The organism is Pararhodobacter sp., assembly GCF_034676075.1.
Classification (GTDB): domain Bacteria; phylum Pseudomonadota; class Alphaproteobacteria; order Rhodobacterales; family Rhodobacteraceae; genus Pararhodobacter.
The window spans coordinates 1-10,692 of sequence record NZ_JAUCCQ010000139.1 but is presented as its reverse complement, the minus strand read 5'-3'; the positions used below and the strand labels follow the sequence as shown (position 1 = coordinate 10,692).

Below are 10,692 nucleotides of genomic sequence, written 5' to 3'. Positions count from 1 at the left end.
GTGCTGATCGCCTCGGCCTTCGCGGCGGAACCCCGGCTGATCGTCGCGGACGAGCCGACGACGGCGCTGGACGTGACGGTGCAGAAGCAGATCCTGAAGCTGATTTTCGAGATGCAGGCACGCCATGGCACCGCGCTTCTGTTCGTCACGCATGACCTCGGGGTCGTGTCGAAAATCTGCCAGCGGCTGACCGTTCTCTATGGCGGGCTGGTGATGGAAGAGGCCGAGGTCGGCGCTTTCTTCGAGGCGCCGCTGCATCCCTATTCCCGCGCCCTGCTGGCCGCGACCCCCCGGCACACCGATCCCACGGCGGACCTGACCCCGGTCCCCGAGGCGGTGATCGCCGAGGCCCGCCGCGCGGTGGCCGAAGCCGACCAAAGGTGGCATTCATGAGCGATCTCTACCGCGTCGAGGATCTGCGCCTGTCGCTGCCCGACATGACCCGCAAGCCGTTGTTCGGTGCCGCGCCCCGGATCGAGATCCTGAAAGGCATGTCCTTCACCATTCCGAGGGGCCAGGTCCTGGGCATCGTCGGCGGCTCGGGCTCGGGCAAGTCCACGCTGGGCCGGGCCTTGGTGCGGCTGCTGGAGCCGACCGGCGGGCGCGTCACCTTCGACGGGACCGACCTGACTCACCTGCCGGAAGCCGAACTGCGGCCGCTCAGGCACCGCTTCCAGATGATCTTTCAGGACCCGATGTCCTCGCTCAATCCGCGCATGTCCGTCGCCCGGATCATCGCCGCGCCGCTGTCGCTGCACGGCAGGCCCAACCCGCGCGAGGGGGCGCTGGAGGCGCTGGAGCGTGTCGGCCTGCCGCGCAGTTTCGGCGCGCGCTTCCCGCATGAGCTGTCCGGCGGGCAGCGCCAGCGGGTCGGCATCGCCCGGGCCATCGCGCTCCGGCCGGACTTCATTCTGGCGGACGAGATCGTCTCGGGCCTCGATGTGTCCAGTCAGGCGCAGGTCCTGTCGATCCTGCGGGATCTGGTGCGCGAGATGAACCTGACGCTGGCCTTCATCAGCCACGATCTGAGCGTCATCCGCCGCCTCTGCGACCGGGTGCTGGTGCTCTATCAGGGCGAGATCGTCGAGGATGCGGCCTGCGAGGCGCTCTTCGCCGCGCCGCAGGCTGCCTATACACGCGAATTGCTGGAGGCGATCCCCGAGCCCGACCCGAAAAAACCCTGGTTCCAGCGCGCTAGCTGACGAAGCGGTCGGCCAGCGCGTCCTGCAAGGTCTGCCGCGGCGTGCAGCCAAAGCGCGCGCGGTAGATCCCGGCGAAGCGGCCAAAATGGCCGAAGCCCCAGCGCGTGGCAATCTCGGTCACGCTGCTGCCGGGAAGCGCCGCGCGCAGATCGGCATCCGCCCGGTCCAATCGCGCGTCGCGCAGGAAGGCCATGGGCGTGGTGTCGCGGAACTTGCGGAACGCCAGCTGCAGGGTCCGGGCGCTGACGCCGACCGCCTGCGCCACATCCTCGAGGGCGATCGGCTGGTCGACATGGGCCAGCATGTAGTCCTCGGCCTGACGGACCATGCGGGGCAGGGGGGCGGGGCCGCGGCTATGGCTCAGCGCGTCGGAGAAATTGTGCCGATGCGCTTCCAAGAGGCCGGTCATCAGCGTGCTTTCGATCTGCCGCCCCAGCAGGCTGCCGGGGCGCAGCACCGGACGGCCCGCGTCGGCCTCGGTCACCAGATAGAGGAGCAGCGCTTTCAGCGCGGCGCCGCGCTGGCTGGTCAGATCGAACGATCCGGTGAAGGTCAGCGGCCGATCCGGCCGCCCGGCGATCAGACCGGCCAGGTGGGTATTCAGAGCCTGCCGGTCGATCTGCAGCAGCACCTGTCGACAGTCGCCGTCCCAGATCATCGTCGTCGCGTGATGCGGGTTCAGCACCGCCGCGCGCGCCGGGTCCGACACATAGGTATCCGCCCCGTTGCGGATCGCCGCGGCGCCCGAAAGCGGCACCTGCACCAGATAGAAATCCCGCAGTTCCCCCGGGGCGATCAGGGTCTTGGTGCCGTAGGCAATGTAGTTCAGGGACAGCCGCTCGCCCCTGAGGTGATGGTGGCAGGCGTCGAACGCACCCTTGCCGATCCGGTCCAGCCGATGCGGGCAGAAGACGGAGGCGACGCGCTCGCGTGCCTCGTCAAGGTCGTGGGTATGAAACAGCGCGTGGGCGGCCAGCGGGACCGCAGCAGGATTCGCCATGACAGCCTCCAGGGCCGGGGACCTGCAAAGGCTAACACCGGATACATGCGTCTGCACATATTTTTACGGTGGGATGAAGGTTTTTTCGTTTTTCGGATAATCCGTGTGCTGCGCGGATAGTCACCCCCGCCGACCCTGCCAGAGTACCTGTCAAACAAGGCACAACAGGGGAAGAACATGCGGGGATTGGACGGCAAGGTCGCCATCGTTCCGGGCGGCGCAACCAAGATCGGGCGGGCCGTGGTGGCCGCGTTCCGCGAGGCGGGCGTGCGGGTCATGGTGGCGGATATCGACGCCGAGGCCGGGCAGGCAATGGTTGCCGAAGGCGTCGGTTTCACCCGCTGCGACCTGCGCAGCGACGACGATATCGCGGCGCTGGTACAGGCGACGCGCGACGCTTACGGACGGATCGACTTTCTGGTCAACGTCGCCTGCTCCTATCTCGACAACGGTGCCGACTCGCCCCGGTCGGAATGGCTGGAAGCCTTGGACGTGAACCTCGTTGGTTCGGTTATGCTGATGCAGGCCGCGCGCAAGGATCTGGCGGCGACCAAGGGGGCCATCGTGAATTTCGGCTCGATCTCGGCCCGTGTGGCGCAGACCGGGCGCTGGCTCTATCCGGTCAGCAAGGCGGCGATCCTGCAGCTCACCCGCAATCAGGCGATGGACCTCGCGCCCGAGGGCATCCGCGTCAACGCCGTGAGCCCCGGCTGGACCTGGTCCAACATCATGGACCAGCTGACCGGCGGCGACCGCGCCAAGACCGATGCCGTGGCCGCGCCCTTTCACCTGCTGGGTCGCACCGGCAACCCCGAGGAAGTGGCGAGCACCGTCCTCTTCCTCTGCTCGGACGAGGCGAGCTTCATCACCGGCACGGATATCCGCGTCGATGGCGGCTATACCGCCATGGGCCCGGAACAGGCCGTCCCGGCGATCCCGAAACTGATGGAATAACAAAGAACAACAGGGAGAAGACCATGAGAAAGATCACCATTGTCGGCGGCGGCCAGTCGGGCTTCCAACTGGCCATCGGGCTCCTGCAACAGGGCTATCAGGTGCGCGTGGTACAGAACCGTGACGCGCAGGACATGGCGACGGGCAAGGTCCTGTCCAGCCAATGCATGTTCGGCGACGCCATCGAGGCCGAGCGCGCCCTCGGCATCGATTTCTGGACCGACCATTGCCCGCCGGTCGAGGGCATCAGCTTTGCCGTGCCCCATCCCGAACTGCCGGGGGCGAAGGCGGTCGACTGGGCCTCGCGCCTCGACCGCAACGCCTATTCGGTCGACCAGCGGGTGAAGATCCCGCGCTGGATGGCCGAGTTCGAGAAGCTGGGCGGGCGGCTGGTGCTGAAGGAAGCGGGCATTGCCGACATGGAGCTTTACGCGCGGGAGGACGATCTGGTCATCGTCGCCTCGGGCAAGGGCGATGTCGGCAAGATGTTCGAGCGCGATGCGACGAAGTCCCCCTATGACCGGCCGCAGCGGGCGCTGGCGCTGACCTATGTGAAGGGCATGACCCCGCGGCCCGAGTATTCGGCGGTGAACTTCAACCTGATCCCCGGCGTGGGCGAGTATTTCGTCTTCCCGGCGCTGACGACCACGGGCCCCTGCGACATCATGGTGTTCGAGGGGGTGCCCGGCGGCCCGATGGATTGCTGGGCGGAGGTGAAGAGCCCCGAGCAGCATCTGGAAACCTCGCTGTCGATCCTCAACACCTTCCTTCCGTGGGAAGCCGAACGCTGCCGCAACCTGAGCCTGACCGATGACAACGGCATCCTCGCCGGCCGCTTTCCGCCGACGGTGCGCAAGCCCATCGGCACGCTGCCCTCGGGCGCGCGGGTGCTGGGGCTGGGCGATGCCGTCTGCCTCAACGATCCGATCACCGGGCAGGGCTCGAACAACGCGGCCAAGGCGGCCCGGGTCTACCTCAAGCGCATCCTCGATCATGGCGACCGGCCCTTCGACGCCGCCTGGATGCAGGGCACCTTCGACGCCTATTGGGACTACGCGCAATGGGTGGTGAACTGGACCAACATGATGCTGGCCCCGCCGCCGCCCTTCATCCTGGAGATCATGGGCACCGCCTGCGTCGAGCCGCGGCTTGCCCATCGCATCGCTAACGGCTTCGACGATCCGCGCGATTTCTTCCCGTGGTTCGCCGATCCGGCCGCCGCCTCGGTCTATCTGGCCGAACTGAAGGCCGCCTGAGCAAGGGAGGGGAGCATGGGCATGTCCGTCGATCCCGGTCAATTCCGGTCCGCCATGGCGCGGTTCCCGGGCGCGGTGACGATCATCACCACGCTCACCCCGCAGGGAAGGCGCGGCATCACCGCCACGGCGGTCTGTTCGGTCACCGCCGACCCGCCCAGCCTGCTGGTCTGCGTCAACCGGGCGACCGGCACCTGCCAGGGCATTCTGGAGACCGGGCGCTTCGCCGTGAACCTTCTGCCGGACCCTTCGGGTGACGTGGCGATGCGCTTTGCCGGGATGGGCGGCGCGACGGGCGAGGAGAAATTCGCGCTCGGCGACTGGCGCCCGGATGCGCAGGGGTTGCCGGTACTGGCCGATGCACGGGTCGCCTTCTCCTGCGAGGTGGCAGAGAGCCTCAAGGCCGGGACGCATCAGATCTTCATCGGCCAGATCACCGATATCAGCGAGGCCGAAGGCGCGGCCCTGCTTTATGAACAGTCGCGTTTCCATCGTCTCGCCCCCCTCTGAACCGCCTCTCCCCCGCGCAGATGACCCGCAGACACAGGCGCCCTCCGCAACCGGAGGGCGCCTTTCTTGTCGGCTGGTTTCGCGACTCGACGGGTGAAGTGGCCCTGTGATTCTGCGGATCACCTGGGCGATCTGGTCGCAAGTGGTTCTTTCCTGTTGGGAATATTATTGCACTTGTGTTCTTACGTACCTGTAATCGTTAAGGAAATTTTAGTTTCAAAAATATGTTTGAAAAGAGCCAGTTCTCGGACATGATTTCGTTGGGTCGAGGAGGACCCAAACAGGTCTAAATTGGTACTATCTCCGATCGGTGGCAGGCGCCTCTCGACGTTTGTCCTTTTGCAGCCCGAAAGCCGCGAAGAAAAGCCGGCGGAACACGCAGGGACAGAAGAGGGAGGAACTAATGTCCGTCGATACAACCGCGTTCTACGCGGAACAGGTGACATTGAATTCATTGGTACAGAACGTGCTTTACGCATCCGGGACCGTGGGCGCGATCCTGGTCGTTGTCGGCCTTTTGCTGATCGACGCGGGCACGGCTCGGCGCCGCAGCCTGTTCAACTCGACCATCGAAAAGACGCTGGGCTTCTTTCTGGGCTTCGCGACCTATTACATGATCGGCTTCGGCTTCTGGGCCGGGCAATACTATATCATGGTCGACGGGACGATGATGGACTCGCTCAAGGATTGGTGGCTGGGAGGCAACCTGACCAACGCGATGGCCCAACACCTCGATCCGGCGATCTTCCCCGGGCTGAACACGTTCCAGATCTTCATCTTCTTCCTGGCGGTCTTTGCCGGGATCATCAACATCCTGCTGCACTTTTCGGTTTCCGAGCGGATGAAGCCCTCGGCCTATTACATCACCTGCATCGTCGCGACTCTGGGCTCGTCGGTGCTCAGCTGGGTGACCTGGGGCTCGGTCGGGCCGCTCACCAACCTGGGCTTTCACGACTTCTTCGGCGTGGGCTTCGTCTATATGTTCCCGGCGGGCATCGCGCTGGTGCTCAATGCCCAGATGGGCAAGCGCCCCGGCATGATGGAACCGCATCCCGAGGTGCGCGCCTATCTCGCCCCCAGCATCGGGCTTTGCGCGCCGGGCCTGATGATCATCTTCGCCGGTCTGCCGATGGTGATCATGTCCTGCCTCTTCTTCTTCGACCCCGAGGCGCATGCGGTCAGCGTGACCATGGCCGATACCAGCGTCGGCATCGCGCTGAGCAACTACGCGCTGGTCTGGGCGGGCGGGGCCATCACCGGCCTGCTGCTGGCCTACCGCACCCGGAATTATGCCTACACGCTGCTCGGCCCGCTGGCGGGCTATGTGGCCGGGGCACCGGGCTTTGACGTCTGGCTGCCGTGGCAGGCGTTCCTCGTCGGCCTCGTGGCGCCGCTCGCCTCCTATGCGGTCTACGAGTTCACGCTGAAGCGCGGCATCGACGAGCACAAGCTGTTCCCGCTGTTCCTGGGCAGCGGCGTCCTGGGCATGCTGCTGGTCGGGATCTTCAAGGCGGGCACCCCGCGCGGCGGCTATCTGGGCATCGAGGAAGGCATCTATGCCTTCCAGCATGGCGAGATCTCGCTTCTGATGCAGGTCGCGGGGATCGTCACCTGCATCGGCGCGGGCGTCGTCACCGGGCTGGTTCTGTCGGTCATCCTGCGGGCCACGACCGGGCTGAAGGTCTCGGACGAGGATCAGATCAAGGGTCTGGACATCGTCCGCTGGGGTCTTGAGCCCGATGTCGTCACCCATGCCGACACGCCGCGCGGCGCCTGAACGCGACGTCGGAGGCCCCGGTTTCGCCGGGGCCTTCACTATTCGTCGGGTCGCGCTTGTGGCTTGCCGGACCCCTGCTTATGCTTTGTGCAAGTCTAGGTCCTGTACCGTCTCAAAGTAGATCCATCATGACGTCTTTGCCCACCGCGGAGCTGCCCAACGGTCAAACCGTCGGCGAGACCGTCCGCATCGTGATCGACACGCTTTATGCGCGGATCCGTTCGGGCGAATACCCCCCTGATTCCCGCCTGCCCAGCGAACGGGCTCTGGCGGCCGAGCTGGGGGTATCGCGCAACACCGTGCGCGAGGCGCTGGACGTACTTGAGACCCGCAAGCTGATCCGTCGCCGACAGGGGAGCGGCAGCTTCGTGATCTATCAATCGGCCCGGCCCGAGACCCCCTCGCCCGATTCCATCGGCGAAAGGACCAGCCCGCTGGACCACCTCATCGTGCGCTCGATCATCGAGCCCGAGATGACGCGGCTGGCGGTGATGAACATGACCCCGCGCGAGCTGGATGCACTGGCGCAGACCGTCGCCCGGATCGAGGCGGTGCGCACCGACCTCAACGAATTCATCCGCAGCGAAGAGGAATTCTATCGCCGCATCGCGCAGGCCACGCGCAACCCGCTGCTGGAATCCTGTTATGAGCTGACGATCGAGGTCTGCCGTCAATCCTTCCGCACCGCCTTGATGCGCAAGCATCTGACGCCCGACCGGATCCAGGAATACCAGACCCGGTTCAACTCGCTCTTCAACGCGATCGCCACCCGCGACGTCGAGGCCGCGGTCGAGATCACCAAGCTGCATCTGGTCGAGGAGCAGAAGCTGTTCCTGCACGACGGGTGACGGCCGGGCCTCGGCGCCTCAGCTGTCGACCTGCCGCGAGGTGAGGCCGGTCTTCTGGCCGGCGCTCTCCAGCCGCTGCTGCCAGAGTTGGCCGACCTGGCCCAGATGCCGGTGCAGCAAGGGTTCGTGCTTCTCCAGCCAGGCGGGGATCGAGCCGAATTCGGCAATCCGCGCCCTTCCGTCCTGCAGCGTCACCACCGGCCAGTCGCCGATCAGCGCGTTGTCGATGCCGAAGACGCTTTCCCCCCACCAGCGGGCCGAGCCAAAGGCATGGGGCGTGGTGTCCATGTGCTTCATCGTGTTCAGCACCGAGACCGGGTTGACCGATCCCACCTTTTCCACCGCCGCGTGCCACAGGTCCAGTATGGCCACGTATTCCCAGCTCACCGCGCTCCAGCTGTTGGGATAGCGGGCGTTGTATTCCTTGAAGAAGGTGCTGGGGCGGTTGAAGAAGAACGCTTTCTTGGCCAGCTTGGGGTCGTCGAAATCGGGGAACTGGAAGATCGCGCCGTCCATGAAGTCGACCGAGGTCCGCGCAACCAGTCGCTGATAGTTGTCCAGCGTGCAGGACAAGATCTCGCCCTGGTAGCCCATCTTGTGGGCGTATTCGGTCATCGCGTGGACCATCGGCGTGTAACTGGTACACCAGCACAGCAGATCGGGCGCCGAATCGAGCATCGGCTGCACGATGCTGGCGACATCGGTTTCGGCCGGGTCGTAGGCGATGTCCTTGACCACGTCGATCTGCGCGGCCTCGAAGGCGGCGCGGTAGGTCGCGACCGAGGGCAGACCCAGCGCATCCTTCTGGCTGCACAGAGCCACCTTGCGGATGCCGGGCCGGGTGCGTGACAGCCAGTCCACGCCGGTCACGTTGTAAAGCGGGTGCACCTCGGACGGGGCAATCAGGTAGCGGGTGTCGGGCGACAGGTCGCTGGGCAGGAGGGTCGAGGTCAGGACCTTGTTGTCGTTGAGGAAAGTGCGGCAGGGCGTGAAGGTGTCGCCGCCCAGCATCATCAGCAGCCGCACCTGTTCGTTGCGCACCAGATGCCGCGCGCCCTCCATCGCCTGCTCGGGATCGTAGCCGCAATCGAAGGGCACGATCGACACCGGATAGCGGCGCCCGCCAATCAGCATGCCCCCGGCGCGGTTGAGCCAATCCTCCCACAGCCGGCAGCCGTGCAGCCCCGGCAACCCCCAGGAACTGACCGGCCCGGTCAGCGGCGCCAGAAAACCGATCTTCACCGGCTCGTTCATGCCGACTCGGTTCTGGGGGAAAAGTGAGGTCACCGCCATGCGGTGGGCGAAACTGGAGTTTAGCATACCAATTCCTACCACCCTAACCCTTGAAGTCAAAAGAGAAATTATCTTCCTGGTAACGAAATTATATGCCTGGGGTGAATAATTGTTGACAATTTGGTCCGGTGTCTGCGTACTTTGGTATGGACCACTGAGAACCAATTACAAACCGACTAGGGAGTGCCTTCATGAGCAAGAAACGCGTCGCCATCATTGGTGCCGGGCCGTCGGGTCTGGCGCAGCTGCGCGCCTTCCAATCCGCCGCCGCCAAGGGTGAGGAAATCCCCGAGATCGTCTGCTTCGAGAAGCAGGACAACTGGGGCGGCCTGTGGAACTACACCTGGCGGACCGGTCTCGACGAGCACGGCGAGCCGGTGCATTGCTCGATGTACCGCTACCTGTGGTCCAACGGCCCGAAAGAGGGCCTCGAATTCGCCGATTATTCCTTCGAGGAGCATTTCGGCAAGCAGATCGCCTCATACCCGCCACGCGCCGTGCTCTTCGACTATATCGAGGGCCGGGTGAAGAAGGCGCAGGTCCGCGACTGGATCCGCTTCTCGACCGTGGTGCGCTGGGTCGAATACAACAACGACACCGGCAAGTTCACCATCACCCTGCACGACCACAAGAAGGACTATGTCTATAGCGAGGACTTCGACAACGTGATCGTCGCCTCGGGTCACTTCTCGACCCCGAACATCCCCTATTACGAGGGGTTCGAAAGCTTCAACGGCCGTCTGCTCCATGCCCACGACTTCCGCGACGCGCGTGAATTCGCGGGCAAGGACATCCTGGTGATGGGTTCGTCCTATTCGGCCGAGGACATCGGCTCGCAATGCTGGAAATACGGCGCGAAATCAGTGACCAGCTGCTACCGCTCGGCACCGATGGGTTTCGCCTGGCCCGACAATTGGGAAGAAAAGCCCGCGCTGGTCAAGGTCGAGGGCAACACCGCCCATTTCAAGGACGGCTCGACCAAGAAGATCGACGCCATCATCCTGTGCACCGGCTACAAGCATTTCTTCAACTTCCTGCCCGACGATCTGCGGCTGAAGACCAAGAACCGGCTGGCGACCGCCGACCTCTACAAGGGCGTGGTCTGGGTGCATAACCCCAAGCTCTTCTATCTCGGCATGCAGGACCAGTGGTTCACCTTCAACATGTTCGACGCGCAGGCCTGGTGGGCCCGCGATGCGATCATGGGCAAGATCGCCCTGCCCGCCGACAAGGCGGCGATGCTGGCCGATGTGAAGGAGCGCGAAGAGCGCGAGGAAGCCTCGGACGACACCAAATACGCCATCAAGTACCAGGCCGATTACGTCAAGGAACTGGTGGCCGAGACGGATTACCCCAGCTTCGACATCGACGGCGCCTGCGAGGCCTTCTTCGAGTGGAAGAAGCACAAGATGAAAGACATCATGGGCTTCCGCAACAATTCCTACAAATCGGTCATCACCGGCACCATGGCGCCCGTCCACCACACGCCCTGGAAGGATGCGCTGGACGACAGCATGGCCGCCTATCTGCGGAACTGAACCAGTCCCCCCGGTTCCGAAGATGCCCCTGCCGGCCCTGCGGGGCCGGCCTTTTTCCCGGTCTGGAAGCCTTTGTTTTCAGGCCGGAATCTCCTGTTTTGCCGCGAGGGGCCCGGCAAAAAATCCGTGCTGTTCCGTCGTTCCCCGCCCGATTCTGTGTTGACTGATAAGAAAAAAGATTGAGCATAAGGAATAACGCCGCCCCTGCCCGGGTGGTTCCCGTGCCCAGAAAACCGACAGGAAGAGAAAGACCATGAGCTTCAAAACGGATATCGAAATCGCGCGCGAGGCGCAGAAGAAGCCGATCATGGAGA

General features: G+C 64.3%; 10 protein-coding genes and 1 pseudogene. 8 read left to right on the top strand and 3 right to left on the bottom strand.

The genetic code is table 11. From position 1 onward, the window contains the following. Both VDQ18_RS20855 and VDQ18_RS20850 read left to right on the top strand, forming a co-directional pair. Positions 1-393, top strand: a pseudogene (locus VDQ18_RS20855) (ABC transporter ATP-binding protein); the annotation flags it as partial. Beyond that, entirely contained in the window at positions 390-1,202 is an 813-nt protein-coding gene (locus VDQ18_RS20850; protein WP_323022799.1) for an ABC transporter ATP-binding protein, read from the top strand. The pseudogene VDQ18_RS20855 and the gene VDQ18_RS20850, both read left to right, overlap by 4 nt. Here VDQ18_RS20850 and VDQ18_RS20845 read toward each other — a convergent pair. Then, positions 1,195-2,202 carry an AraC family transcriptional regulator gene (locus VDQ18_RS20845; RefSeq protein WP_323022798.1) on the bottom strand — a complete coding sequence of 336 codons (1,008 nt, stop codon included), beginning with the start codon at positions 2,200-2,202 and terminating at the stop codon, positions 1,195-1,197. The genes VDQ18_RS20850 and VDQ18_RS20845 overlap by 8 nt on opposite strands. 177 nt (positions 2,203-2,379) lie before the next feature. Between VDQ18_RS20845 and VDQ18_RS20840 the strand changes: the two genes are divergently transcribed. The 5 genes from VDQ18_RS20840 (at position 2,380) to VDQ18_RS20820 (ending at position 7,547) form a co-directional block, all read left to right on the top strand. Beyond that, positions 2,380-3,156, top strand: a complete 777-nt coding sequence (locus VDQ18_RS20840) for an SDR family oxidoreductase (RefSeq protein WP_323022797.1) — start codon at positions 2,380-2,382, stop codon at positions 3,154-3,156. A 23-nt stretch (positions 3,157-3,179) separates the two neighbouring features. After that, complete coding sequence (locus VDQ18_RS20835; RefSeq protein ID WP_323022796.1) at positions 3,180-4,412, top strand: styrene monooxygenase/indole monooxygenase family protein; 1,233 nt, start codon at positions 3,180-3,182, stop codon at positions 4,410-4,412. A 21-nt stretch (positions 4,413-4,433) separates the two neighbouring features. After that, positions 4,434-4,922: a flavin reductase family protein gene (locus tag VDQ18_RS20830; RefSeq protein ID WP_323022795.1), complete on the top strand. Its 489-nt coding sequence runs from the start codon at positions 4,434-4,436 to the stop codon at positions 4,920-4,922. 403 nt (positions 4,923-5,325) lie between these two features. After that, entirely contained in the window at positions 5,326-6,699 is a 1,374-nt protein-coding gene (locus VDQ18_RS20825; RefSeq protein ID WP_323022794.1) for an ammonium transporter, read from the top strand. 128 nt (positions 6,700-6,827) lie between these two features. Further along, positions 6,828-7,547 carry a FadR/GntR family transcriptional regulator gene (locus VDQ18_RS20820; RefSeq protein ID WP_107750884.1) on the top strand — a complete coding sequence of 240 codons (720 nt, stop codon included), beginning with the start codon at positions 6,828-6,830 and terminating at the stop codon, positions 7,545-7,547. A gap of 18 nt (positions 7,548-7,565) precedes the next feature. Here VDQ18_RS20820 and VDQ18_RS20815 read toward each other — a convergent pair whose 3' ends face one another. Further along, positions 7,566-8,867, bottom strand: coding sequence for an ABC transporter substrate-binding protein (locus tag VDQ18_RS20815; RefSeq protein WP_323022793.1), 1,302 nt, complete (start codon positions 8,865-8,867; stop codon positions 7,566-7,568). Positions 8,868-9,031: 164 nt separating this feature from the next. Here VDQ18_RS20815 and VDQ18_RS20810 point away from each other — a divergent pair, with 164 nt between their 5' ends. Then, positions 9,032-10,378 carry an NAD(P)/FAD-dependent oxidoreductase gene (locus tag VDQ18_RS20810; RefSeq protein WP_323022792.1) on the top strand — a complete coding sequence of 449 codons (1,347 nt, stop codon included), beginning with the start codon at positions 9,032-9,034 and terminating at the stop codon, positions 10,376-10,378. Positions 10,379-10,456: 78 nt separating this feature from the next. On the opposite strand, the gene VDQ18_RS20805 is transcribed toward VDQ18_RS20810, so the two are convergent. Beyond that, positions 10,457-10,692, bottom strand: a 236-nt coding sequence (locus VDQ18_RS20805; RefSeq protein WP_323022791.1) for a hypothetical protein, incomplete at its 5' end; no start/stop codon positions are given.

What these genes read in the sequence shown, in the direction of transcription:
- VDQ18_RS20825 (WP_323022794.1), top strand. Translation starts at nt 5,326, where the DNA reads ATGTCCGTCGATACAACCGCGTTCTACGCGGAACAGGTGACATTGAAT.
- VDQ18_RS20840 (WP_323022797.1), top strand. Translation starts at nt 2,380, where the DNA reads ATGCGGGGATTGGACGGCAAGGTCGCCATCGTTCCGGGCGGCGCAACC.
- VDQ18_RS20820 (WP_107750884.1), top strand. Translation starts at nt 6,828, where the DNA reads ATGACGTCTTTGCCCACCGCGGAGCTGCCCAACGGTCAAACCGTCGGC.
- VDQ18_RS20850 (WP_323022799.1), top strand. Translation starts at nt 390, where the DNA reads ATGAGCGATCTCTACCGCGTCGAGGATCTGCGCCTGTCGCTGCCCGAC.
- VDQ18_RS20835 (WP_323022796.1), top strand. Translation starts at nt 3,180, where the DNA reads ATGAGAAAGATCACCATTGTCGGCGGCGGCCAGTCGGGCTTCCAACTG.
- VDQ18_RS20810 (WP_323022792.1), top strand. Translation starts at nt 9,032, where the DNA reads ATGAGCAAGAAACGCGTCGCCATCATTGGTGCCGGGCCGTCGGGTCTG.
- VDQ18_RS20845 (WP_323022798.1), bottom strand. Translation starts at nt 2,202, where the DNA reads ATGGCGAATCCTGCTGCGGTCCCGCTGGCCGCCCACGCGCTGTTTCAT.
- VDQ18_RS20815 (WP_323022793.1), bottom strand. Translation starts at nt 8,867, where the DNA reads ATGCTAAACTCCAGTTTCGCCCACCGCATGGCGGTGACCTCACTTTTC.
- VDQ18_RS20830 (WP_323022795.1), top strand. Translation starts at nt 4,434, where the DNA reads ATGTCCGTCGATCCCGGTCAATTCCGGTCCGCCATGGCGCGGTTCCCG.